19 protein-coding genes and 1 pseudogene are annotated in these 24,143 nt (G+C 74.0%); 9 read left to right on the forward strand and 11 right to left on the reverse strand.

The window, feature by feature from the left end; genetic code table 11:
* The 3 genes from A6V29_RS02880 to A6V29_RS02890 form a co-directional block, all read right to left on the reverse strand.
* Positions 1-489: alcohol dehydrogenase catalytic domain-containing protein (locus tag A6V29_RS02880; protein WP_502700060.1), on the reverse strand; the 489-nt coding region annotated here is incomplete at its 3' end.
* A gap of 10 nt (positions 490-499) precedes the next feature.
* Positions 500-1,333 carry a citryl-CoA lyase gene (locus A6V29_RS02885; RefSeq protein WP_137158895.1) on the reverse strand — a complete coding sequence of 278 codons (834 nt, stop codon included), beginning with the start codon at positions 1,331-1,333 and terminating at the stop codon, positions 500-502.
* Positions 1,330-2,484, reverse strand: coding sequence for a CaiB/BaiF CoA transferase family protein (locus tag A6V29_RS02890; RefSeq protein WP_249932964.1), 1,155 nt, complete (start codon positions 2,482-2,484; stop codon positions 1,330-1,332). Before A6V29_RS02890 ends, A6V29_RS02885 begins: the two co-directional genes overlap by 4 nt.
* Before the next feature lie 285 nt (positions 2,485-2,769).
* Here A6V29_RS02890 and A6V29_RS02895 point away from each other — a divergent pair, with 285 nt between their 5' ends.
* The 4 genes from A6V29_RS02895 to A6V29_RS02910 are packed head-to-tail and all read left to right on the forward strand — an operon-like array spanning position 2,770 to position 7,634.
* Positions 2,770-4,260 (forward strand): amidohydrolase family protein, encoded by a 1,491-nt coding sequence (locus A6V29_RS02895; RefSeq protein WP_137158897.1) that lies wholly within the window; start codon positions 2,770-2,772, stop codon positions 4,258-4,260.
* 15 nt (positions 4,261-4,275) lie between these two features.
* On the forward strand, positions 4,276-5,106 hold the full coding sequence (locus tag A6V29_RS02900; protein WP_137158898.1) for an IclR family transcriptional regulator domain-containing protein: 831 nt from the start codon (positions 4,276-4,278) through the stop codon (positions 5,104-5,106).
* Positions 5,107-5,148: 42 nt separating this feature from the next.
* Entirely contained in the window at positions 5,149-6,000 is an 852-nt protein-coding gene (gene pdxY / locus A6V29_RS02905) for a pyridoxal kinase PdxY (RefSeq protein WP_137158899.1), read from the forward strand.
* Between the two features lie 17 nt (positions 6,001-6,017).
* A complete protein-coding gene (locus A6V29_RS02910) occupies positions 6,018-7,634 on the forward strand; it encodes a peptide chain release factor 3 (protein WP_137158900.1) in 1,617 nt (538 codons plus the stop codon).
* Here A6V29_RS02910 and A6V29_RS02915 read toward each other — a convergent pair whose 3' ends face one another.
* On the reverse strand, positions 7,635-8,495 hold the full coding sequence (locus A6V29_RS02915) for a class I SAM-dependent methyltransferase (RefSeq protein WP_212718955.1): 861 nt from the start codon (positions 8,493-8,495) through the stop codon (positions 7,635-7,637).
* A gap of 175 nt (positions 8,496-8,670) precedes the next feature.
* Here A6V29_RS02915 and A6V29_RS02920 point away from each other — a divergent pair, with 175 nt between their 5' ends.
* Positions 8,671-9,327 (forward strand): phosphoribosyltransferase, encoded by a 657-nt coding sequence (locus tag A6V29_RS02920; RefSeq protein WP_249932965.1) that lies wholly within the window; start codon positions 8,671-8,673, stop codon positions 9,325-9,327.
* 9 nt (positions 9,328-9,336) lie between these two features.
* Here the strand turns inward: A6V29_RS02920 and A6V29_RS02925 are convergent, their stop codons facing one another.
* Genes A6V29_RS02925 through A6V29_RS02940 form a run of 4 tightly spaced genes read right to left on the reverse strand, consistent with a single transcriptional unit; the run spans position 9,337 to position 13,825 of the window.
* Entirely contained in the window at positions 9,337-11,412 is a 2,076-nt protein-coding gene (locus tag A6V29_RS02925; protein ID WP_137158901.1) for a xanthine dehydrogenase family protein molybdopterin-binding subunit, read from the reverse strand.
* Between the two features lies 1 nt (position 11,413).
* A complete protein-coding gene (locus A6V29_RS02930; RefSeq protein ID WP_137158902.1) occupies positions 11,414-12,439 on the reverse strand; it encodes an FAD binding domain-containing protein in 1,026 nt (341 codons plus the stop codon).
* Positions 12,436-12,945: a 2Fe-2S iron-sulfur cluster-binding protein gene (locus A6V29_RS02935; RefSeq protein ID WP_137158903.1), complete on the reverse strand. Its 510-nt coding sequence runs from the start codon at positions 12,943-12,945 to the stop codon at positions 12,436-12,438. Before A6V29_RS02935 ends, A6V29_RS02930 begins: the two co-directional genes overlap by 4 nt.
* 58 nt (positions 12,946-13,003) lie before the next feature.
* Positions 13,004-13,825, reverse strand: a complete 822-nt coding sequence (locus tag A6V29_RS02940; RefSeq protein ID WP_137158904.1) for a hypothetical protein — start codon at positions 13,823-13,825, stop codon at positions 13,004-13,006.
* 127 nt (positions 13,826-13,952) lie between these two features.
* Between A6V29_RS02940 and A6V29_RS02945 the strand changes: the two genes are divergently transcribed.
* Positions 13,953-14,297 (forward strand): UBP-type zinc finger domain-containing protein, encoded by a 345-nt coding sequence (locus A6V29_RS02945; protein WP_137158905.1) that lies wholly within the window; start codon positions 13,953-13,955, stop codon positions 14,295-14,297.
* A gap of 12 nt (positions 14,298-14,309) precedes the next feature.
* Here the strand turns inward: A6V29_RS02945 and A6V29_RS02950 are convergent.
* Together A6V29_RS02950 and A6V29_RS02955 are read right to left on the reverse strand one after the other, a co-directional pair.
* Positions 14,310-17,453, reverse strand: a pseudogene (locus A6V29_RS02950) (efflux RND transporter permease subunit).
* A 94-nt stretch (positions 17,454-17,547) separates the two neighbouring features.
* Positions 17,548-18,972: an NADP-dependent succinic semialdehyde dehydrogenase gene (locus tag A6V29_RS02955; RefSeq protein WP_137158906.1), complete on the reverse strand. Its 1,425-nt coding sequence runs from the start codon at positions 18,970-18,972 to the stop codon at positions 17,548-17,550.
* Between the two features lie 161 nt (positions 18,973-19,133).
* Between A6V29_RS02955 and A6V29_RS02960 the strand changes: the two genes are divergently transcribed.
* The gene (locus A6V29_RS02960) at positions 19,134-20,117 is read left to right on the forward strand and encodes an anti-sigma factor RsbA family regulatory protein (RefSeq protein ID WP_137158907.1); all 984 of its coding nucleotides are present in this window, start codon (positions 19,134-19,136) and stop codon (positions 20,115-20,117) included.
* Between the two features lie 65 nt (positions 20,118-20,182).
* On the opposite strand, the gene A6V29_RS02965 is transcribed toward A6V29_RS02960, so the two are convergent.
* A complete protein-coding gene (locus A6V29_RS02965) occupies positions 20,183-21,661 on the reverse strand; it encodes a mannitol dehydrogenase family protein (RefSeq protein ID WP_212718962.1) in 1,479 nt (492 codons plus the stop codon).
* Between the two features lie 126 nt (positions 21,662-21,787).
* Between A6V29_RS02965 and A6V29_RS02970 the strand changes: the two genes are divergently transcribed.
* Together A6V29_RS02970 and A6V29_RS02975 are read left to right on the forward strand one after the other, a co-directional pair.
* Positions 21,788-22,963, forward strand: coding sequence for an acyl-CoA dehydrogenase family protein (locus A6V29_RS02970; protein WP_137158909.1), 1,176 nt, complete (start codon positions 21,788-21,790; stop codon positions 22,961-22,963).
* Positions 22,964-22,970: 7 nt separating this feature from the next.
* The gene (locus A6V29_RS02975; RefSeq protein ID WP_137158910.1) at positions 22,971-24,119 is read left to right on the forward strand and encodes an acyl-CoA dehydrogenase family protein; all 1,149 of its coding nucleotides are present in this window, start codon (positions 22,971-22,973) and stop codon (positions 24,117-24,119) included.
* The last annotated feature ends 24 nt before the right edge of the window (positions 24,120-24,143 follow it).

The raw sequence follows: 24,143 nt of genomic DNA on the forward strand, positions 1-24,143 counted from the left end.
GACGGCGACCTGGCCGACGGCGCCCCCGGCCCCGAGGACCAGGACGTGCTCCCCGGACCGCAGCCCGGCGCGCCAGGTCAACGCCATCCACGCCGCCACCGCGGACAGCCCCAGCGCCGCCAGCGTTGCGTCGGGCAGGGCGGCATCGGGCAGGGCGGCATCGACCGGGACCAGGTCGTCGGCGGCGACGGCGCAGCGCTCGGCCAGGCTGCCGTCACCCGGTGCCATCCCGGCGCCCGTGGCGAACCAGACCCGGGTTCCGGCAGCGTGCTCCGGGGAGCTCTCGACCACCCCGACCCCCTGCACCCCCGGCACGTACGGCACGGCGGGACGGCCGAAGTACGAGGTGCCCGAGGCGCAGAGCAGGTCCAGCGGCACCAGCGGGGCGGCGGTGACGCGGACGACGGCGCCACCGGGTGCCTGTACCGGCTCCGGGTGCTCGGCCAGCGCCGGGGCCTCCCCCGGCGTCGTCACCACGGCGGCGCGCACCGCGCGCTCCTCAGGCGCCGTCCCCGGCCGCCGGCAGCGACGGGGGCACGTAGGGGTCGGGCGCGACGGGCCGGTTGTTGAGGTCCACCGACAGGAAGATGTCGTTGGCGACCGGCCGGCGCAGCTCCTCGGCCAGCTGCCCGATCAGGCCGGCGGTGCGGGCCAGGAGCGCGAAGCCGCGCAGCAGCTCCAGCGGCAGCCCGAGGTCGGCCAGTGCCGCGCCGCACACACCCGCGCCGTTGAGCGGCAGCTTCTTCCCGAGCACCTCGTCGTGCACCCGCCCGATGGCGGAGAACAGCGCCAGGTGGGGGCCGACCAGCCCCTCCTCGGTGGCGATCTCGATCAGCCGCGGGGTGCGCGGGTCGCCCTGCTTGTGCACGTGGTGCCCGAGCCCGGGGACGAAGCGGCCGGCCGCGCGCTGGGCGGTGACCGTCTCCAGCGCGAGGGCGTCCCAGCCGGCGTCGTCGGTGGGCAGCGCGCCGTCCACCCCGACGAGGACGTCGTGCAGGAACCTGCCGCAGTCCTCGGTGACCCCCAGGAACCGCGAGCCGCCGCCGAGCAGCCCGGCGGCGAGTGCCCCCTGGATGGAGTCCGGTGCGCCCAGGTAGGTGAGCCGGGTGACGATCGCCGTCGGGGTGTAGCCGTGGTCGGCCAGCGCGGCCAGGACCGCCTCGAACACGCGCGTCTCGCCCGGGGTGGGCCGGCGCTGGGTGGCCAGCCAGAAGGAGAGCTCGCCGAAGCCGACGGTGCCCATGACGTCGCGGGCCAGGTCGGTCCCGAGCAGGGTGATCTGCTCGAGGCTCGAGGCGCCCAGCGCCGTCGGGTAGTCCGGTCGCTCGGTCACGCGCTCCCCTCCGTCGTGCTCAGCCACTGCCTGATCTCCGCGCCGTGCTCGTCCAGGGCCGGCGGGGGCAGCCGGTAGGCGGCCGCGGTGGTCGAGAAGGTGATCGGGTTGCGGACCGAGGGGACGGCGGCGGCGCCGTCCCCCACGGTGACCACGGGGTCCAGGCCGATCTCCTCGGCGAACGCGACGCCCTGGTCGATGGTGTTGATCGGCCCGCAGGGCACGCCGGCGCCGATGATGTCGCGGAACCACTCCATCTTCGTGCGGGTGCGCAGCCGCTCCACCAGTAGCGGCCGCAGCTCGTCGCGGTTGGCCGTGCGGTCCTCGTTGCGGCCGAACCGCGGGTCGTCGGCGAGCTCGGGGACGCCCAGCACCTGGCACAGCTTGCGGAACTGGCCGTCGTTGCCGGCGGTGACGATCAGCTCGCCGTCGGCGCACGGCAGCGGCTCGTAGGGGAACAGGCTCGGGTGGCTGTTGCCCATGCGGAAGGGCACCACCCCGCCGGCCACGTAGGCGCTGGTCTGGTTGACCAGCCCCGACAGCGCCGAGGAGAGGAGGTTGACCTCGACGTGCTGGCCGGCGCCGGTCTCGTGCCGGTGGTTGAGCGCGGACAGGATGCCGATCGTGGCGTGCAGGCCCGCCATGACGTCGAACAGCGCCACGCCGGCGCGGTACGGCTCGCCGTCCGGGTCGCCGGTGAGGCTCATGAAGCCCGAGATGGCCTGCACGATGAGGTCGTAGCCGGGCAGCGCCGCACCCCCAGGACCGCTGCCGAAGCCGCTGATCGAGGCGTAGACGATCCGCGGGTTCTCCGCCGCGACGGTGTCGTAGTCCAGGCCGAAGCGGGCCAGGCCGCCGGGCTTGAAGTTCTCGACGAGGACGTCCGCGCGCCGGGCCAGCTCGTGGGCCAGCGCGACGTCGTCCGGGTCCTTGAGGTCCAGGGCCACCGACCGCTTGTTGCGGTTCGCACCCAGGTAGTAGGTGGAGATCCCCTCGCGCACCGGCGGCTGCCAGGTCCGGGTGTCGTCACCCCCGGGCCCCTCGACCTTCACCACCTCCGCGCCGAGGTCGGCCAGCAGCATCGTGCTGTACGGGCCGGCCAGGATGCGGGAGAAGTCGGCCACCAGCAGGCCGGACAGCGGGCCGGACACCGGGCCATGACCCGGTGCCCCGGCTCCACCGGATGCTGTTCGATCGGCGCTCATCAGCGGTCGGGCTCCCCTTCACGTGGACAGCAGCGGACGTCCGTCCGGCTGCACGGGAGCGAGTCTCGACCGCTCGCTCGACGGCTGTCAACCGCACGGCCAGCAGCCGGGACAGCGGGCGCTCGGACCGCTTGACAGCGTCCGCGGGCGGGGCCAGGGTGAGCCACATCGCACCTGATGTCCGGTGAGCGGACACACGTCCGGTGGTGCGTCCGACGTCAGGAGGAACCGATGACCCACCCGGAGCCCACGCCGGAACCCGGCCGCCCGGTGGTCCTGCGCGGCGGCACCGTGCTGCCGATGGACGACGCCTGCAGCATCCTCGGGAACACCGACGTGCTCGTCGTCGACGACCGGATCGCCGCCGTCGGCCCGGCGCTGGAGGTCCCCGAGGGCACGCAGGAGATCGACGCCCGGGGCGGCATCGTCATGCCCGGCATGATCGACACCCACCGGCACATGTGGCAGACCGCGATGCGCGGCTACGGCGCGGACTGGACGCTCACCCAGTACTTCGTCTGGTACTACCTCGAGCACGGCCGGACCTTCCGCCCCGAGGACGTCGCCGCCGGCAACCGGCTCGCCGCGCTCGAGGCGCTGGAGGCCGGTGTCACCACCACCGTCGACTGGTCGCACGGCCTGCAGAGCGTCGACCACGCCGAGGCCGCGGTGCAGGCCCTGCGCTCGGTGCCGGGCCGCTTCGTGCTGGCCTACGGCAACATCCAGGCCGCGCCCTGGGAGTGGACCGCCGACCCCGCCGTCCGCGACTTCCTCACCCGTCACCGGGACGCCGCCGACGACATGCTCGGCCTGCAGCTGGCCTTCGACGTCACCGGTGACCCGGTCTTCCCGGAGAAGGCGGCGTTCGAGGCCGCCCGCGAGCTCGGCCTCCCGGTGACCACCCACGCCGGGGTCTGGGGCGCCACCAACGACGACGGCATCCGGCTCATGCACGAGCACGGCTTCATGACCCCCGAGACCGTCTACGTGCACGCCGCGACGCTCACGCCGGACTCCTACCACCGGATCGCGGCCACCGGCGGCTCGATCTCGGTCTCCACCGAGTCCGAGCAGAGCGCCGGCCAGGGGTACCCGCCCACCTGGCAGGTCCGCCGCCACGGCATCCCCGTCTCGCTGTCCATGGACACCAGCGTGTGGTGGAGCGGTGACCTGTTCTCGGCCATGCGCACCACGCTGGGCGCCGACAGGTCCCGCGAGCACTTCGAGGCGCACCTCAGCGGCGAGACCGTCACGCACGTGGCGCTGCGGGCCAAGGACGTCGTGCAGTGGGCCACCCGCGGCGGCGCGCTCGCACTGGGCCGCGACGACCTCGGCAGCCTCGAGCCGGGCAAGAAGGCCGACGTCGTCCTGCTCCGCAACGACGACTCGCCCGTGTCGTTCCCCGTGCTCCACCCCTTCGGCCACGTGGCGTTCCAGGCCCAGCGCGGGGACGTGCACACGGTCCTGGTCGACGGCCGGGTGGTGAAGCACGCGCACAAGCTGGTCGGCGTCGACCTGGGGGCGGTGCGCCGGGAGATCGAGTCCTCGGTCGAGCACCTGCTCTCGACGCTGGGCGAGGAGGTCTGGGCCCAGGGCATGAACCCCGACCTGCCCGACGCGCAGCTGCTGGACAATCCGTACCAGTACACCGAGTACAAGTCCGACAGCACGCGGGCGGCCCGCGAGGAGGTCTTCGAGGAGCACCTCGCGACCGAACGCTGACAGGAAGGAACCGACATGGCAGGGCGTGGCACCGGCCCCGACTTCGTCGAGGCGCTCGCCCGGGGGCTCGACGTCCTCGCCTGCTTCGACCGCGACTCCCCCACGATGACCCTCTCCGAGGTGGCGGCAGCGGCCGGCCTGGCCCGCCCGACGGCGCGCCGGCTGCTGCTCACCCTCGAGGAGCTCGGGTACGTGCGGGCGACCGGTGGGGCGTTCGCCCTCACCCCGAAGGTGCTCGGGCTCGGCATGGCCTACGTGAGCGCCCTCGGCCTCTGGGACATCGCCCGCCCGCACCTGGAGGCGCTGGTCGCGCGCACCGGCGAGTCCTCGTCGATGGCGCAGCTGGACGGCTCGGACATCGTGTACGTGGCCCGGGTGTCGGTGCCGAAGATCATCGCGCTGCGGGTCGAGATCGGGACGCGCTTCCCCGCCGTCCAGACCTCGCAGGGCAAGGTGCTGCTCGCCGCGCTCTCCCCCGACGAGCTCGCCGCGACGCTCGCCGAGACCAGCCGCGCCGGGCTGCCACCGTTCATCGGACGCGGTCCGGAGCAGCTGCACGAGGAGCTCACGGAGGTCCGGGCCCGCGGCTGGGCCCTCGCGGACGAGGAACTCGCCCCGGGCGTGCGCTCGGTCGCCGTCCCGGTGCGCGACGGCACCGGCGCGGTGCGCGCCGCCATGAACGTCACCGTCCACGCCGCCGAGACGAGCACCGAACGGCTGCTCCAGGACCACCTGCCGCTGCTGCTGCGCACCGCCGGCGAGGTGAGCGCCGAGTGGGCGCTATGGCAGTCGCGACCGCACGTGGAACTGCCCCGCGCCACCGCCCCCGGGGTGGCGACCGCCTGAGACGAGCCGACCCGGCGGATCGGCGTGTGCCAGGGTCTCCCCGTGCGCAACGTGCTCTCGATCCAGTCCCACGTCGCCTACGGGCACGTCGGCAACGCCGCCTCGGTCTTCCCCCTCCAGCGCCTCGGTGTGGAGGTCTGGCCGGTGCACACGGTCCAGTTCTCCAACCACACCGGCTACGGCCAGTGGACCGGCCGGGTCTTCGACGGGCCGTCGGTCGAGGAGATCGTCGACGGCATCGCCGACCGCGGCGTCCTCGGGCAGTGCGACGCGGTGCTCTCCGGCTACCTCGGCTCGGCCGACGTCGGGCACGCGGTCGTGCACTCGGTCGCCCGGGTGCGCGAGGCCAACCCCGATGCCGTGTACCTCTGCGACCCGGTGATCGGCGACGTGGGTCGAGGCGTGTTCGTCCGCCCCGGCATCGAGGAGCTGATGCGGGAGGTGGCGGTGCCGGCCGCCGACGTCGTCACGCCCAACCACTTCGAGCTCGACCTGCTCTCCGGCTCGACCACCCGATCGCTGGCGGAGGTGAAGGACGCCGTGGCCGCGGTGCAGGAGCTCGGCCCGAAGGTGGTGCTCACCACGTCGCTGGACACCGACGACACCCCCGCCGACTCGGTCGACCTGCTCGCCTCCGCGGACGGCCGGCACTTCCGGGTGCGCACGCCGAAGCTGGCCCTCACCCTCAACGGCGCCGGGGACGCGATCGCCGCGATCTTCCTCGCCCACCTGCTGGCCACCGGCTCCCCCGCCGAGGCGCTGGGCCCGGCCGCCGCCTCGGTCTTCGGCTTGCTCGAGCGCACCGCGGCAGCCGGGTCGCGCGAGATCGTGCTCGTGGCCGCCCAGGACGAGATCGTGGCGCCCACCCACGTGTTCGAGGTCACCGAGGTCTGATCGGTACCCTCGACCCGGTGAGCGCAGCCCCCGTCGAGCGAGCCAGCGGCCACGCGGGGGACGCCGTCGCGCAGGCCGCCCGGCGGCGCACCTTCGCCGTCATCAGCCACCCCGACGCCGGCAAGTCCACGCTGACCGAGGCCCTCGCGCTGCACGCGCGGGTCATCGGGCAGGCCGGTGCGGTGCACGGCAAGGCGGGCCGGCGCGGCACGGTGTCGGACTGGATGGACCTCGAGAAGCAGCGCGGGATCTCCATCACCTCGGCCGCGCTGCAGTTCGAGTACCGCGACGCGGTGATCAACCTGCTCGACACCCCCGGCCACTCCGACTTCTCCGAGGACACCTACCGCGTGCTGACCGCGGTCGACGCCGCGGTCATGCTGGTGGACGCCGCCAAGGGCCTCGAGGCGCAGACGATGAAGCTCTTCGCCGTCTGCCGGCACCGCGGCATCCCGGTGCTCACGGTGATCAACAAGTGGGACCGGCCGGGCCTGGACGCCCTGGAGCTCATGGACGAGATCAGCGAGCGCACCGGCCTGACGCCCACCCCGCTGACCTGGCCGGTGGGCATCGCCGGGGACTTCCGCGGGGTGCTGGACCGCTCCGACGGCTCCTATCGGCGGTTCACCCGCACCGCCGGCGGCGCCACGATCGCCCCGGAGGAGACCCTGCCCGCGGAGGCCGCGCAGGCCCGCGAGGGGGACGCCTGGGAGCAGGCCGTCGAGGAGGTCGAGCTCCTCGCCGCCAGCGGCCAGGACCACGAGCAGTCGCTGTTCCTCGCCGGTGTCACCACGCCGGTGCTCTTCGCCTCCGCGGTCTCGAACTTCGGCGTCGGCGCGCTGCTGGACACCCTCGTCGACCTCGCCCCGGCCCCGACCGGCATGCCCACCGCCGACGGCGGGGTCCGGGAGCTCGCCGAGCCGTTCAGCGCCTTCGTCTTCAAGGTGCAGGCCGGGATGGACACCGCGCACCGCGACCGGCTGGCCTACATCCGCATCTGCTCCGGCGTCTTCGAGCGCGGCATGGTGGTCACGCACGGCCGCACCGGCCGCCCGTTCGCCACCAAGTACGCCCAGCACGTGTTCGGCCGCGACCGGGAGAGCCTCGACCTCGCCTACCCCGGTGACGTCGTCGGGCTGGTGAACGCCAACGCCCTGGCCGTGGGCGACACCCTCTACGTCGAGCCCCCGGTGGAGTTCCCGCCGCTGACGACGTTCGCCCCCGAGCACTTCGCCGTGTGCCGTGGCCGCGACACCGCCAAGCACAAGCAGTTCCGCCGCGGCATCGAGCAGCTCGGCAGCGAGGGGGTCGTGCAGGTGCTGAAGTCCGACCGTCGCGGCGACGGGGCGCCGGTGCTCGCCGTCGTCGGGCCGATGCAGTTCGAGGTGGCCACGCACCGGATGGAGCACGAGTTCGGCGCCCCGGTCGAGCTGGACCGGCTGCCCTACAGCATCGCGATGCGCACCGACGAGGAGTCCGCGCCCGGCGTGCTCGCCGCCGCGCGCAACGCCGAGATCCTGCGTCGCGCCGACGGCGAGCTGCTGGCGGTCTTCCCCGACAAGTGGGGCCTGCGGGTGCTGCAGCAGAACAAGCCCGAACTCACCCTCGAGCCGCTGGTGGCCGCCCAGCTCTGATCAGCGGGGGGCGGGCACCTCGGCGCCTCGGGTCGCGGTCAGCAGCAGGTACTCCCAGTCGACGACCGTCGACCCCTGCCCGCGGTCGGCTCGCCGGGCCAGTTCGGCCAGCTCGCCGTCGAGGGCAGCCGCGCGGTCGGGCTCGTCGGCCAGCGCCTTGTAGACGGCGATCGTCGGGCCGTAGACGGCCTTGAAGTAGTCGCGGAACTCCTCGGGCCGGTCGAAGTGGTCGACGGTGAGCATCCGGCGCTCGGCCGTGACGTCGGTGACCCGGTCGCCGAGCAGCTCCCGCACGTGCTCCTCGCTCCCCCACAGCGGCGGCGGGGACGCTCCGGGCGGTGGAGGTGGCGCGTACGGCTTCATGGTCGCGAACAGCTGCCCGATGAAGCCCTCCGGCGTCCAGCTGAGCAGCCCGATCCGGCCACCCGGCCGGCACACGCGGAGCAGTTCGTCGGCGGCCGCCCGGTGGTGCGGTGCGAACATGACCCCGATCGCCGACATGACCACGTCGAACTCGCCGTCACCGAACGGCAGCGCCTCCGCGTCGGCCTCGCGCCACTCCAGCTCCACGCCCTCCGCCGCGGCGCGGGCCAGCCCCGCGTCGAACAGCTCCGGCGTCAGGTCGGAGGCGACCACGCTCGCGCCCGTCCGGGCGGCCGTGACGGCGGCGTTGCCCGAGCCGGCCGCGACGTCGAGGACGCGGTCCCCGCTCCCGATGCCGCAGGCGGCCACCAGGACCTCGCCGAGCTCGGGCAGCAGGTCGGCGGCCAGCCTCGGGTAGTCCCCGGAGGCCCACATCGCGCGGTGCCGGGCCTTCAGCGCCCGGTCGGCGTCGGCGGTGGTGCCGGTGGTCGCGGTCATTCCGGGGCTCCTTCGTCGCCCGAGGGGTCCGGCGTCCCCGTACCGCCCGGGGGGCTGCTCGTCAGCCGCTGCCAGGCTCGTCCCGGGCCGGCCGTCCGGAAAGGGCCGAAGGGCCCCGGCTCGGACGTCCCACGCCGGGTACGGCAGGAGGTCCCGTCGTCTGCCGGAGGTCGCCGTGCTCGGGTTCGGCAGGCGGTTCCGCGACCGCGTCGAGGCCGGTCGGGCGCTCGCGATGCGGCTGGCCGAACTCGCGGGGCCGGACCTGGTGGTGCTCGGTCTGCCGCGCGGCGGGGTGGTCGTGGCCGCCGAGGTCGCCGCCGCCCTGGGCGGCGCCCTGGACATCGTCGTCGTCCGCAAGGTCGGGGTGCCGGGCCGGCCGGAGCTGGCCATGGGCGCCGTCGCGGCAGCCGGCGAGGAGCTCGAGACGGTGCGGGACGCGCGCGTGCTCGCCTCCGCCGCCGTGGACGAGGCGACCTTCGAGCGCGCCCGCAGCCAGGAGCTCGTCGAGCTACGCCGCCGGGAGGACGCCTACCGGCAGGGCCGTCCCCCGATGCCGCTGACGGGCCGCCGGGTCGTGCTCGTCGACGACGGGCTGGCCACCGGATCGACCATGCGGGCAGCGGTCGCGGCGGTCCGCCGGGAGAAGCCGGCGCGCCTGGTCGCGGCCGTCCCGGTCGGCTCACCTGCCGCGTGCGCGGCCCTCGCCACCGAGGTGGACGAGGTGGCGTGCCTGTGGGCCCCCGGCTCCTTCCGGGCGGTCGGCCAGGCGTACGACGACTTCCGGCCCACCACGGACGACGAGGTGCGCGAAGCGCTCGCCCGCGCGGGGTGAGCCGGCGGTTCAGGGCAGCCCGGCGAGGACCTTGTCGAGGGTGACCGGCAGATCCCGCACGCGGATGCCCGTGGCGCGGTGGACGGCGTTGACGACGGCGGCGGCGGTGCCGGTGATCCCGATCTCGCCGATGCCCTTGGTGCCCATCGCGTTGACGTAGGGGTCGTGCTCGTCGATCCAGTACGCCTGCACGTCACCGACGTCGGCGTTGACCGAGACGTGGTACTCGGCGAGGTCGTGGTTGGCGACCTGCCCGATCCGCGGGTCCCAGACGCTGTTCTCGTGCAGGGCCATCGACAGGCCCATGGTCATGCCACCGATGAGCTGCGAGCGCGCCATCCGGGGGTTGATGATCCGCCCGGCGGCGAACACCCCGTACAGCCGGGGCACCCGCAGCTCGCCGGTGTCCGCGTGCACCCGCACCTCGGCGAACTGGGCGCCGAAGGCATAGGCGGCGTGCTCGGAGTCCTTGGCCGCCTGGTCGACGCCGGCGTCCGCCTCGTCCCCGTCGTCGGGGTCCGCGCCGAACTTGTCGCGGAACGCGCGCGCCGCCTCGACGACCGCCGAGCCCCAGGTGTTCATCCCCGACGAGCCGCCCGCCACCGAGGCGACCGGGTACCGGGTGTCGCCGATCCGCACCTCGACGTCCTCGACCGGCACGCCCAGCGCATCGGCGGTGATCTGGGCGAGCGTGGTCCACGTGCCGGTGCCGAGGTCGGCCGCCCCGATCTCCGCGACGTACCGCCCCGCCTCGTGGCGGATGACCGCCGTCGACTGCGCGCTGCGGTAGGTCGGGTAGACCGACGAGGCGACGCCGGTGCCGACCAGCCACTCGCCGTCCCGGTGCCGCGCCGGCGGCCGGTCGGCCCAGCCGAACCGCTCGGCCCCCTCCCGCAGGCACCGCACGAGGTTCCGGCTGGACCACGGCTTGCCGGTCTCCGGGTCGACGTCGGGTTCGTTGCGGACGCGCAGGTCGATCGGGTCGATGCCGAGCGTCTCGGCCAGCTCGTCGAGCGCCACCTCGGGGCCGAACATGCCGGGGCACTCCCCCGGCGCCCGCATCCAGGAGTTCACCGGGACGTCGAGGGCGGCCAGCCGGTGGGTGGTCCGCCGGTGCGGCGCGGCGTACATCATCTTCGTCGGGGTGCCGGCCTGCTCCACGAACTCCTTGATCCGCGAGGTCTGCGCGACCACGTCGATCGCGATCGCCTGGAGCCGCCCGGTCCGGTCGGCGGCGATCTGCATCCGCTGGATCGTCGGCGAGCGGTAGCCGGCGAGGAAGAACATCTGCTGGCGGGTCAGCGCCAGCCGGACGGCCCGGCCGGGGAGGGCACGCGCGGCCATCGCGGCGAGCACGACGTTCGCGTGCGGTCGGCCCTTGGAGCCGAACCCGCCGCCCACGTAGGGGCAGACCACCCGCACCTGCTCCTTGCCGAGGCCGAAGACCTTGGCGATCGTGGACCGGGTGGAGTGCACGCCCTGGGTGGAGTCCCAGAGCGTGAGGGGCACCTCCGCGCCGGGGTCCCACAGCGCCGTCGTGGCGTGCGGCTCCAGCGGGTTGTTGTGCTGCATCGCGGTGGTGTACGTCTGCTCGACGGTCGCGTGCGCGGTGGCCATCGCGGCGGAGACGTCGCCCCGCGCGGTGTCGGCCTGGTCGGGCGCGTACAGCTCGGGGTGGTCGACCTGGAGCTCGCTGTCGTGCGGCCGCTCGGCGTACTCGACCCGCACGAGCTCCGCCGCCTGCCGGGCCGCCTCGGAGGTGTCCGCGACGACGAGGGCGACCGGCTGGCCGCGGAAGTCCACCTCGGCGTCCTGCAGCACCGCCAGCTCGCGGTCGGAGGTGGCGGCCAGCCGCTCGGCGTCGCCGGCGGTGAGCACGGCCAGGACCCCCTCCACCGCCCGGGCGGCGGCGGTGTCGATCGTGGTCACCCGGCCGCGCGGGACCGTGGACTGCACCACGTGCGCGAAGGCGGGCCGCTCGACCGGCGCCTCGACGGCGTAGGCGACGAGGCCGCGGACCTTGGCGGCGCCGTCGCGGCGGGCGAGGTCGGCGCCGATCGCGCGGGGTTCCAGCAGCTCGGTCACCTCATGCCTCCCGGACGAGGTCGCGGACGGCGGCGACGACGGTGCGCGTCGCCAGCGGGATCTTGAAGCCGTTGCCGCCGTCCACCCCGGGCTGGGGCTGGGCCGCGGCGAGCTCGGCCTCCATCGCGGCGCGCACGGCGTGCTCGGTCGGCTCGGCGCCGCGGAGGATCTCCTCGGCCCGCGTGGCGCGCCAGGGCTTGTGCGCGACGCCGCCGAGCGCGATGCGGACGTCGGTGGCCCGGCCGTCGGCGACGGTGACCAGCGCCGCGACCGACACGAGCGCGAAGGCGTAGGACGCGCGGTCGCGCACCTTCCGGTAGGCCGACCGGGCTCCCGCCGGCGGCGCGGGCAGGTCGATGGCGGTGATCAGCTCGCCGTGCTGGAGCACCGTGTCGCGGGACGGGTCGTCGCCGGGCGGCCGGTGCAGCTCGGTGAACGGGACGGCGCGGGCACCCCCCGGGCCCTGGACGTGGACGGTCGCCTCCAGCACGGCCAGCGCCACCGCCATGTCCGAGGGGTGCGTGGCGATGCAGGTCTCCGGCGCGGTGGGGTCGGGCAGCGCGGCCGGCGTCCCGAGGATCGCGTGCTGGCGGGTGGCGCCACCGACCGCGCTGCAGCCGCTGCCCGGCTCGCGCTTGTTGCACGCCGTCGTCACGTCCTGGAAGTACGTGCACCGCGTGCGCTGGAGCGGGTTGCCGCCGGCGGTGGCCATGTTCCGCAGCTGCCCGGTGGCGCCGGCGAGCAGGGCCTGGGCGAGCACCGGGTACCGCTCCCGGACCCGCCGGTCGGCCGCCAGCTCGCTGTTGGTCACCGCCGCGCCGATCCGCAGGCCGCCGTCGGCCAAGTCGGTGATCTCCCGCGAGGTGAGCGTTCGGACGTCGATGACGAGCTCGGGCCGCGCCACCCCGAGCTTGAGGTGGTCGACGAGGTTGGTGCCGCCGGCCAGATAGACCGAGGCCGCCTCGGCCGCGGCACTGCGGACCGCCTCGGTCACGTCGCCCGGGCGGGCGTAGGCGAACGGCTTCACGACGCTCCGCCGGCCTGCCGCACCGCCGCGACGATCCCGACGTAGGCCGCGCAGCGGCAGAGGTTGCCGCTCATCCGCTCGGCCACCTCGTCCTCGGTGAGCTCGGGGTCGGCGGCGAGGTCGGTGCCGGCGGCGCTCGGCCACCCCCGACGGACCTCGTCCAGGACGCCCACGGCCGAGCAGATCTGGCCGGGAGTGCAGTAGCCGCACTGGAAGGCGTCCCTGTCGACGAACGCCTGCTGCACCGGGTGCAGCTCGCCGTCGGAGGCCAGGCCGTCGGCGGTGACCACCTCGGCGCCGTCGTGCGCCACGGCGAGGGCCAGGCAGCTCAGCGCCCGCTGCCCCTCGACCAGGACCGTGCACGCGCCGCACTGGCCGTGGTCGCACCCCTTCTTCGGACTGGTGTTGCCCAGCCGTTCGCGCAGCGCGTCCAGCAGGGTCGTCCGGGTGTCGACGACGAGCCTGCGGGGCACGCCGTCGACGGTCAGCGAGATCTCGGCGTCCACCTGCCCCCGTTTCCCTCGCGCGACGACCCGGCAAACCCGGCGGCCGTCGTCGGCCTGCTCAGCCGGGGGGCAGGCCCGCGACGATCCGGGTGATCGTCGCCTCCTCGACCGGCAGGTGCGGCAGCACGACCGGGAGCTCACCGGATTCCAGCCCGGCCTCGGCCAGCGCGGCAAGCAGCAGATCGGCCTCGGCCGGCGGCACCGGCACCGTGCAGCCGGCGTCCTCCAGCGCCGCGCGGGCGAGGAACAGCGCGCCGGCCAGGCCGTCGTCGGGCTCGGGCACCTCCGGCGCCGTGACGGCCGCGCGGGTGGCCGCCTCGGCGGCGCGCACCAGCGACAGCGGCAGTCCCTCGGTCTCGACCTCCACCAGCGGCATCGCCCCGAGCGCGGCGAGCACGAGCTGCTCGGCGTCGATCCGCAGCGGCACCTCCCACTCCGCCGCCCGGACGACGGCCGCGAGGTCGTCGCCGTCCTCCCCGACGTCCTCGGCGAGCTCCTCCCACGCCCGCGGCCGGCTGCTGCGGGCGCGCTCGGCCGCCGCCAGGCAGGTGGCCTCGACGAACGGTGCGAGCACCTCGTCGTCGAGACGATCGGCGTGCACGCAGCCGTCGGGGGTCAGCGCGTTCAGCGCGTCCTGGAAGCTGCCCGGCACGGCGTCGCCGAGTTCGAGCCGCCCCTCGTCGTCGCTGCCGAGCGGGAGCCCGCCGGCGGCCCGCTCCCCCAGGGTCGGGCCGCTGGGCTGCGGCAGCCCACCGCGGCTGCGCAGGTGCGGGCGATCGGACAGCCCCACCGCCCAGGCGCAGGTCTCGGCGATCAGCGCCGGGGTCCGCTCCCGCAGCACCTCGCGCGTCAGCAGCCCCACCCAGTCGACGTCGAACACGTGCCCACTGTCCCAGCGCTCCCCCGCCGGCGCCCGCGCCCGGCAGAGGGCTTCCTCGGGGCCGCGGGGATCCGTACGGTTGCTGGTCCGCCCGTCCCCACGCTGCCGCCCCGGCGGGAGGAAGCCGATGACCGACCCGACGATCGATCCGGCGGTCCCGCCGTCGGGCACCGGCTGCCTCGAGTGCGAGCAGTCCGGCGGCTGGTGGTTCCACCTGCGCCGCTGCGCCGCGTGCGGTCACGTCGGCTGCTGCGACTCCTCGCCGAGCCGGCACGCCCGCGCGCACTTCGAGGGCACCGGACACCCGGTGATCCGCAGCTTCGAGCCGGGCGAGAACTGGTTCTGGAGCTTCCGCACCCAGGCCGCCGTGCCCGGCGTGCCGCTCGCTCCGCCGCAGCACCGCCCGCCCGACCAGCCGGCACCCGGCCCACGCGGCCGGGTGCCCGACGACTGGCGGTCCCGGCTGCGCTGACCGGGGCCGGCGTCAGACCCGGACGTCCTCCCGGACGGGCTCCGGGTCGTCGCTACGCGCCGCGCGCTTCTCCGCCCGGCGCTCCCGCCGGGTCTCCAGCGCCGTGTAGAGCACCGGTACCAGCAGCAGGGTGAGCACCGTCGAGCTGATCAGCCCGCCGATGACGACCAGCGCCAGCGGCTGGGAGATGAAGACCCCGCCCCCGGTGAGGCCGAACGCCATCGGGGTGAGCGCCAGCACGGTGGCCGCCGCCGTCATCACGATCGGGCGTGCCCGCTTCCGCGCGCCCTCGCTGACCGCCTCCGCCAGCGGCCGGCCGCGCTCGCGGTACTGATTGACCAGGTCGATGAGCACGATCGCGTTGGTGACGACGACGCCGATGAGCATGAGCACGCCGATGAGCGCCGGCACGCCCAGCGGAGTGCCGGTGAGCAGCAGCATGAGCAGCGCGCCGGTGGCCGCGAACGGGACCGACACCAGCAGGATCAGCGGCTGGGCCAGGCTCTTGAAGGTCGCCACCATCACCACGTAGACGATGACGATCGCGATGACCAGCGCCAGCCCGAGATCGGCGAACGCCTCGCTCTGGTCCTGGGCCACACCGCCGACCGACACCTCGACGCCGTCGGGCAGGTCCAGCTCGTCCAGCGCCGCCTGCAGGTCGGCGGTGAACGTGCCGAGGTCGGCGCCGGCGGGCGTGGCCGAGATCGTCGCGCTGCGCTCGCCGTCGACCCGGCTCACCTCCGTCGCCGTCTCGACGACCTCGACCGTGGCGACGGAGTCCAGCGGGACGAGGCCCGAGGGGGTCGGCAGCACCGCGTCCTGCACCGCCTCGACGGTGCCCAGCGGCTGCACCGGCGCCAGGAAGACCGGGGTGGCCACCTGCTCGACGTCGACGGTGCCGAGCGGCACCGCAGCGGAGAGCCCAGCCACCGCACGGGTCACCTGCGCCTCGGTGAGCCCGGCAGCCGCCGCGGCGGTCGGGTCGACGGCCACCCGGACCACGGGCAGCGCCGCGGACAGGTCGTTGGTGACGTCGGTGGCCCCCGGGACCTCGGTGACGGCGCCCTGCACCTGCTCCGCCGCCTCGGCCAGCACGTCGTCGTCGCGGGCCTGCACCAGCACGTCGACCGTCGAGGGGCCGAACCCGGAGCCGGCCGCGGCGACGGTCACGTCCCCGACGTCGTCCAGCCCGTCAGCCGCATCACGGATCTGCTCGCGCACCGCGTCGGCGTCGGCGTCCTCGGCCAGGGTCACCGCCAGCGTCGCCGTCGGGGTGCCTCCGCCGCCGAAGAAGGCGGCCGCGCCACCGGGGGTGCCGACGGTGCTCTGCACCGTCTCGACGCCGTCCACCTCGGCGAGCGCCTCCTCCAGCGTGCGGGCCCGCTCGTCCTGAGCGTCCAGGCTGGTGCCCGCCGGGTAGGCGGCGGTGACGGTGACCGTGTTCTGGCCGGCGTCGCCGATGAAGTTGGTCTGCAGCAGCGGGGTCAGCGCCAGGGTCCCGACGAAGACCGCCACCGCCCCGACGACGGTCCACCCGCGGCGGGCGAGCACCGTGCGCAGCGCCGGAACGTAGATCCGCTGCAGGAGGGTCCGCCGCTCGGCCTGCTCGGCCGCCGCGCGCTCCTCGGCCAGTTCCTGCGGGTCGCGGTCCTCGTCGGGGGCCTTCAGGAACGCCGCGGCGAGCACCGGCACGATGGTCAGCGAGACCACCAGGGAGGCCAGCAGGGCGATCGACACGGTGAGCGCGAACGGCCGGAACAGCTCGCCGACCAGCCCGCCCACCAGCGCGATCGGCAGGAACACCGCGGCCGTCGCGATGGTCGAGGAGGTGATCGCCCCGGCCACCTCGCGGACCCCGCCGAGGATCGCCCGGGTGCGCGACTCGCCGTAGGACAGGTGCCGCTTGATGTTCTCGATGACCACGATCGAGTCGTCGACGACGCGGCCGATCGACACCGTCAGCGCGCCGAGCGTCAGGATGTTCAGCGAGAAGCCGGCGACCTGCAGCCCGATGAAGGTGACGCACAGCGAGACCGGGATGGAGACCGCGGAGATGAGCGTCGAGCGCAGCGATCCGAGGAACAGCAGGATCACGACCAGCGCGAACAGCAGACCCAGACCGCCCTCGGTGGCCAGGCCCGAGATCGACTCCTCGATGAACGGCGCCTGGTCGAAGACGACGGTCACCGTGCTGTCCTCGCCCAGCGCCTCCCTGACCTCGGGGAGCAGCGCCTCGACCGCCTGGGAGATGTCCACGGTGTTGCCGTCGGGCGTCTGGGTCAGCCCGACCGCCAGTGCCGGCTGGCCGTCGACCCGCGAGTAGCTGGTCGCGGGCGCCTCGCCGGCCTCGACGGTGGCGACGTCCCCGAGCGTGGTGACCTGGCCGCCGGCGCCGACCAACGGCACCGCGCGCAGGTCCTCGACCGAGGTGATCCGGTTGCCGGCCTGGACCGGCAGCGACCGATCGCCCTCGGTGAGCGTGCCCGCCGGCAGGACCAGGCCGTTCTCCTCCAGCACGGTCGCGAGCGAGGTCGCGTCGACACCGGCGGCCGCCACCGCCAGCGGGTCGGGGGTGATCGTGACCCGCGGTTCGGCGGCCCCGGTGACGGTGACCCCGCGGACGCCCTCGATCTGCTCGAACAGCGGGACGACCTCGGCCTGGATCCGGTCGGCCAGCACGGCGGGCTCGTCCGGCGCGGCCACGGCCAGCTGCACGACCGGCAGATCGGCCAGCGATCCGGCGATCACCTACGGGACGACGCCCTCGGGCAGCTGGCCGGAGATGCGGGTCACCGCCGTGGTCAGCCGGTTGGTGATCTGGTCGATGTCGGAGCCGTACTCGAGCTCGACGGCGACGGTGGCCAGCCCGGTGCTCGCCGTCGAGGTGACCGCGACGACGCCGTCGACGGTGCTGATCGCCTGCTCGATCGGCTCGACCAGCTGCCGCTCCACCACGTCGGGCGAGGAGCCCGGCTGCACGGCGACCACGGCGGCGGCCGGGATCTGCAGCGACGGGATCAGCTCCGGCCGCAGCGAACCGGCCGAGACCAGACCGAAGACGAGGACGGCGACGGTGACCAGCCCGATGAGGGCGCGGTTGCGCAGGGACAGGACGGCGAGACGCGACACGGTTTCCTTCTCCCGGGTCGGCATCCGCCGTGCCCGTTCCTCGATCGGCACCCGCCAAACTAGGGAGGCCCGCCGACAGTTCCCGAGGGGACGCGCGGTGGCTGCCCAGCGTCGTGGATCACTCGGCGGCGGCCCCGGCGGTGCTCCCCTCGCCCTGCTCGCTGCTCGGCGGGCCGACCCAGACGGTCTTGGCGTTCATGAACTCCCGCATGCCGAGTTCGGTGAGCTCCCGGCCGTACCCGCTCTGCTTCACGCCGCCGAACGGCAGCTCGGGGTAGCTGGTGGTCATCCCGTTGATGAACGCCATGCCCGCGGCGATGTCGCGCACGAACTGGGCGCGCTCGTCCTCGTCCTCGCTCCACAGGTTGCTGCCCAGCCCGTACGGGTGGCTGTTGGCGATCTCGATGGCCTCGTCCAGCGAGTCGACGGTGAACAGCGCCGCGACCGGGCCGAACACCTCCTCGGCGTAGAGGTCCATCTCGGGGGTGATCCCGGTCAGCAGCGTCGGCTCGTAGAACCAGCCGGGCCGGTCGACCCGCTTCCCGCCGACGACGACGGTGGCGCCCTTGTCGACGGCGTCCCGCACGTACCTCTCGACGTCCTCCAGCCCCGACTCGGTGGCCAGCGGGCCGACGTCGGTGGCCTCGTCCATCGGGTCACCGACGGTCAACGCGCCGATCTTGGCGGCGAACAGCCGGGTGAACTCCTCGGCGACGTCGCGGTGCACGAAGAAGCGCTTGGCGGCGATGCAGCTCTGCCCGTTGTTCTGGTTCCGCGAGGTGACGGCGACCTCGGCCGCCCGGTCCAGGTGGGCCGAGGGCATGACGATGAACGGGTCGCTGCCGCCCAGCTCGAGCACCGTGGGCTTGAGCGCGTCGCCGGCGATCGAGGCGACCGACTGCCCCGCCGGGGCGCTGCCGGTGAGCGTGGCCGCGGCCACCCTGTCGTCGCGCAGCACCCGCTCGATCGTGGAGGAGCCGATGAGCAGGGTCTGGAACACGTCGTCGGGGAAGCCCGCCCGGCGGAACAGCTCCTCCATGTAGAGGGCGGTCTGCGGCACGTTGCTGGCGTGCTTGAGCAGTCCCACGTTGCCGGCCATCAGCGCGGGGGCGGCGAAGCGCATGGCCTGCCAGAGCGGGAAGTTCCACGGCATGACCGCGAGGACGACGCCGAGCGGCTGGTGGACGACGTAGGCCTGCGTGGCGCCGACTGCCTCGGCGTCCCGGGGCTGCGGCTCCAGCAGCGCCGGCCCGTGCTCGGCGTACCAGCGCAGCACCGCGGCGCACTTGCCCACCTCGGCCTTGGCCGCGGCCAGCGTCTTCCCCATCTCGGTGGTCATCAGCTCGGCCGCCCTGTCGGTGTCCGCGTCCAGGACGTCCGCGGCGGCCCGGAGCCAGCCCACCCGCTCGTCGGGAGTCGTGCGCCGGTAGCTCGCGGCGGCCGCGGCGGCGCGGGCGAGCTTCTCCTCGAGCGCGGCGTCCGAGAGCGGCTCGAACGTCTTCAGCGTCTCCCCGGTGGTCGGGTCGATCGTGGCGATGGCCATGGCGTTCCCTCCGTCGTAACCGCTGCTCCCGTGCCCGGGCCGCCGCGCGCGAAAACGACCCCGGGGCCACGGTGCATGACCGACCGGCCTCCGGGTATCCGGCCCGCCGGGGCGCGGGTGCAGCAGGGCGCTCGTGCAGCTGGCGTCGCGGGGGTCGGATCGTGGGTCAGCCGAGACCCGGGGGTTGCGCCCCGCCCCGGGACTACCGCCACGACGCGCTGCTCTTCGACGACGACGCCCAGCTGGCTCGCGTCGCGGCACCGTTCCTGCGCGCCGGCCTCGACGACGGTGACGCCGCCGTCATCGCGACGACGCCCCGCACCGCCGGAGTGCTCCGCGAGGCAGTCGGCGACCACCCGCTGCTGCACGTGATCGACCGGCACGACGCCTACCGCGCCCGCACGCCGACGGCGATCACCACCTTCCGCCGGCTGGCGGAGCAGCACGCCCGCGAGGGCGGCGGGCAGGTGCGGGTGGTCGGGGAGGTCGACTTCGGCCGCACCGAGCGGGACTGGCTGGAGTGGCAGCGCTACGAGTCGGTGATCAACGAGGCCCTGGCGGACTGGCCGCTGTGGGGGTTGTGCGTGTTCGACACCCAGCGGCTGCCGCCGCCGCTGCTCGACTCCGCCCGGTCCACCCACTCCGTCCTGGCCGGCCCCGACGGGCGCGCACCGAACCACGAGTTCGTCGACCCTGCGCAGTACCTGCGGGGCCTGCCCGTCCCGGTCGAGCCGCTGGAGGCCACGGCGCCGCGACTCACCGCTCCGGACGTGTCCGGCTTCGCCGGCCTCCGGCGCGCCGTCGCCGGGGAACTGGCCGCCACCGGTGCCGACGCCGACATCGTCGAGGACTTCCTGCTCGCCGTGGACGAGATGGTCTCCAACGCCGTGCGCCACGGGCTGCCGCCGGTGAGCCTGCGGCTCTGGACCGCCGAGGACCGGATCGTGTGCACCATCGGCGACGGCGGCCCCTGGTGGGACGACCCCTTCGCCGGCTACGGCCCCGCCCACGGGGACGACCTGTCCCGCGGCGGCATGGGGCTGTGGCTCGCCCGGCAGCTGTGCGACCACGTCGACATCTCCGGAGGGTCCAGGCGCCCCGGGGACAGCGGTGTCCGGGTACGGCTCACCGTCCGCCTGCGCTGATCGAGGGACGGCCGAGACGTTCCCGCGGGAACGTCTGGGGCGGACACGAGCCCCCGGGGCCGCCGTCAGGGCGACCTGAGCACGTCCTCCAGTGCGGCGCGGGTGCCGCGGGAGCGCAGCAGCCCGAGGACCTCGCGGTAGGTCGCGGCGAAGCGGGCGTCGTCCACCAGGTCCCCGAAGAGCTCGCGATCCGAGACGAACGCCAGCGGGTCCTCGTCCTGCCGGAGGGCGGCGGCCACGAGCCGGTCGCGCAGCGGGTCGACCACCTGGATCGGGCGGCCGGCGTCGTCCACCCCCTCGGCGTACCGGGCCCAGCCGGCCAGGACGGCGACCGAGCAACGGATCTCCTCACCGGAGGCCAGGTTCGCGCGGAGCACGGGCAGCAGGAACTTCGGGATGCGGTCCGAGCTCTCCGCGCACAGCCGGGCGAGCGTGTCGCGCATGTTCGGATTGGCGAACCGGCCGATCAGGTCGGCCTTGTACGAGTCCAGGTCGATCCCCGGCACCGGCGGGAGCGTCGGCGTCGCCTCCTCGTCCATGTAGCCGTGCAGGAACCGGCGGAACAGCGGGTCCTGGCAGACCTCGTGCATGAAGGTGTGGCCGGCCAGCGCACCCAGGTAGCCCATGGCCTGGTGGCTGCCGTTGAGCAGCCGGAGCTTCATCAGCTCGTACGGCTCGACGTCGTCGACGACCTGGACACCGACGTCCTCCAGCGGGGGCCGGCCGGTGACGAACCTCTCCTCGAGCACCCACTGCGTCCAGGGCTCGCAGACCACCGGCCACCGGTCCGTCACGCCGAACCGCCGGCGCAGCTCGGCCCGGTGGACGTCGGTGGTGGCCGGGGTGATCCGGTCGACCATGGAGTTCGGGAAGGCCACCTCCCGGTCGACCCACTCCCCCAGCTCCGGGTCCCGCAGCGCGGCGAACGCGGCGAAACTGCCACGGGCGACGTCGCCGTTGCCGGGGATGTTGTCGCAGGACATGACCGTGAACGGCGCGATGCCGCGTTCGCGTCGCCGCACCAGCGCCTCGGTCACCAGCCCGAAGCTGGTGCGCGGCGCGGCGCCTGGCCGCAGGTCGGCGACGACACCCGGCTCGTCGGCGTCGAACGCGCCCGTGACCGGCGAGACGTTGTAGCCGCCCTCGGTCACCGTCAGGGAGACGATGCGGACCGCGGGATCGGCCATCCGCTCGACGACGGCCTCGGGATCGTCGGGGGCGAGCAGGTACTCGACCATCGAGCCGACCACCCGGGCGCCGAGGAATCCGTCGGGGTGGGTGACCACGAGGGTGTAGAGGCAGTCCTGCGCCGCCATCGCCTCGGCCATGGCCCGGTCACCCGGGAGGACGCCGACGCCGCAGATCCCCCAGTCCAGCGCCTGGCCGGCCTCCATGAGCCGGTCGAGGTACATCGCCTGGTGGGAGCGGTGGAAGCCACCGACGCCGAGGTGCACGATGCCCACGCGCACCCGGCTGCGGTCGTAGCGGGGCGTGGACACCGCGGCGCTGAGCTGGGACAGCGTCCGGGAGGACAGCGGGTGCACCCCACGAGCTTGCCCCGTGACGAGCGCCTCTGACGGGGAGGGCGGACCGAACGCCATTCGGAGATGTGGGATCGTCGCACCTACACGTCAAGACCGCAGAGCGACTGCGGTCAGGAATGAGGACCGATGCAGTTGCAGCTGTCCCCGGAGATGCAGGCCTTCCGGGAGGAGATGCGGACCTTCTTCACCACCCAGGTGCCGCAGGAGATCCGCGACAAGGTGGCCGCCCGCCGCCACGCGTCCAAGGACGACTACGTCGCCACCCAGCGGATCCTCAACGCCGCCGGGCTGGCCGTGCCGCACTGGCCGGTCGAGTACGGCGGCCGGGACTGGACGCCGCTGCAGCGCCACATCTGGCGCGAGGAGATGCAGCTGGCCCACGTGCCCGAGCCGCTGGCGTTCAACACCAGCATGATCGGGCCGGTCCTGGCCCAGTTCGGCAGCCAGGAGCAGAAGGACCGCTTCCTGGCCAAGACGGCCAACCTCGACATCTGGTGGTGCCAGGGCTTCTCCGAGCCGGACGCCGGCTCCGACCTCGCCTCGCTGCGCACCGTCGCCGTCCAGGACGGCGACGAGTGGGTCGTCAACGGCCAGAAGACCTGGACCACCATGGGCCAGTACGCCGACTGGATCTTCTGCCTGGTCCGCACCGACCCGACCGCCGAGAAGAAGCAGCGCGGCATCTCGATGCTGGTCTTCCCGATGGACACCCCCGGTGTGACCCTGCGCCCCATCGAGCTGCTCGACGGCGGCTTCGAGGTCAACGAGGTCTTCTTCGAGGACGTCCGCGTCCCGTCGGAGAACCTCATCGGCGAGGTCAACAAGGGCTGGGACCAGGCCAAGTTCCTGCTCGGCAACGAGCGCGTCGGCATCGCCCGCGTCGGTGGCACCAAGGGCATGCTCGCCCTGGCCAAGGAGCTCGCCCGCGAGACCAGCTACCGCGGCCGCCCGCTGCTGGAGGACCAGCGCTACGCCTCCCGCATCGCCGAGATCGAGAACGAGCTCGTCGCCCTGGAGCTGACCGCCCTGCGGGTGGTCGCCAACTCCGCCGACGGCAAGCCGCACCCGGCCTCCTCGGTGCTCAAGCTCAAGGGCTCGGTGCTCCAGCAGGAGGTCACCGAGCTGATCAACGACATCGCCGGCCCGCTCTCGGTCGCCTCGTTCGCCGAGGACGGCTCCGACGTGCCCGACTGGGCCCGGGTCTCGGCCCCCGAGTACCTCAACTACCGGAAGGTCTCCATCTACGGAGGCTCCAACGAGGTGCAGCGGGTCATCATCAGCGGCACGATCCTGGGGTTGTGAGATAGCCATGGACTTCACCTACGACAGCGAGCAGAACGACCTGCGCGAGGCCGTCGCCGCGCTGCTGAGCCGCGCCTACGGCGACAGCGAGGTGCGCCGCAAGGTCACCAAGAACGACCCCGGCTTCGACGAGAAGGTCTGGACGCAGCTGGCCGAGATGGGCCTGCTGGGGCTGCCCTTCGCCGAGGAGCACGGCGGAGCCGGCGCCGGCCCCGTCGAGGTCGCGATCGTCGCCGAGGAGATCGGGCGGGTGCTCGCACCCGAGCCGTTCGTCGAGGCGGTCGTCCTGGCCGGCGGGCTCATCGACGCCGTCGGCACCGACGAGCAGAAGAGCGAGCTCCTGGGCGCGCTCGCCGGCGGCACCTCGCTGCCGACGTTCGCGCACACCGAGATCGGGTCCCGCTGGGAGCCGACCGCCTCGGCGGTCACCGCCACCGAGGCCGGCGGCAGCTGGACGCTGACCGGCGTCAAGGAGCCGGTGCCGCACGGCGCCCGCGCCGACGTCCTGGTCGTCTCGGCCGCTCTCCCCGGCGGGGGCACCGGCCTGTTCGTCGTCCAGGGCGACGCGACCGGCCTGAGCCGCACCGGCTACCGCAACCACGACGGCACCCGTTCGGCCAACGTCCGCTTCGACGGCACGCCGGCCACCCAGCTCGGCACCGGCGGCGACCGGACCGACGCCATCGAGCGGGCGCTGGCCACCGGCCGGATCGCCTACAGCCACGAGGCCGTCGGCGCGATGGACACGGCCCTGCGCACCACCGTCGAGTACCTGAAGACCCGCAAGCAGTTCGGGGTGACGCTCAACAAGTTCCAGGCGCTGAACTTCCGCGCCGCGGACATGTACATGTCGCTCGAGCTCGCCCGCAGCATCGCGCTGTGGGGGTCGGTGGTGCAGCTCTCCGACGGGGACGTCGTCACCGCCGCCGACCGCGTGCGGCTGCTCACCAGCCGCGCCGGCCGGCACATCGGCAAGGACGCCATCCAGCTGCACGGCGGCATCGGCGTCACCGCCGAGTACAAGGTGGGCCACTACACCAGCCGGCTCACCGCGATCGACCACCTGCTCGGTGACGGCGACTTCGCCGCCGACCGGCTGGCGGAGAAGGTCGGCACCTACCCGACCGTCGACCCGATCGGCGCCCCGTACGCCTGAGAAAGGACCTCGTTCTCCCCACCA

The organism is Blastococcus sp. CCUG 61487, assembly GCF_005222955.1.
In the GTDB taxonomy this organism is placed as follows: domain Bacteria; phylum Actinomycetota; class Actinomycetes; order Mycobacteriales; family Geodermatophilaceae; genus Blastococcus.

Bases quoted from the DNA above. Each gene is read 5' to 3' on its own strand.
- A6V29_RS02895 (WP_137158897.1), top strand. From the start codon at position 2,770: ATGACCCACCCGGAGCCCACGCCGGAACCCGGCCGCCCGGTGGTCCTG.
- A6V29_RS02900 (WP_137158898.1), top strand. From the start codon at position 4,276: ATGGCAGGGCGTGGCACCGGCCCCGACTTCGTCGAGGCGCTCGCCCGG.
- A6V29_RS02915 (WP_212718955.1), bottom strand. From the start codon at position 8,495: ATGACCGCGACCACCGGCACCACCGCCGACGCCGACCGGGCGCTGAAG.
- A6V29_RS02945 (WP_137158905.1), top strand. From the start codon at position 13,953: ATGACCGACCCGACGATCGATCCGGCGGTCCCGCCGTCGGGCACCGGC.
- A6V29_RS02955 (WP_137158906.1), bottom strand. From the start codon at position 18,972: ATGGCCATCGCCACGATCGACCCGACCACCGGGGAGACGCTGAAGACG.
- A6V29_RS02970 (WP_137158909.1), top strand. From the start codon at position 21,788: ATGCAGTTGCAGCTGTCCCCGGAGATGCAGGCCTTCCGGGAGGAGATG.
- A6V29_RS02975 (WP_137158910.1), top strand. From the start codon at position 22,971: ATGGACTTCACCTACGACAGCGAGCAGAACGACCTGCGCGAGGCCGTC.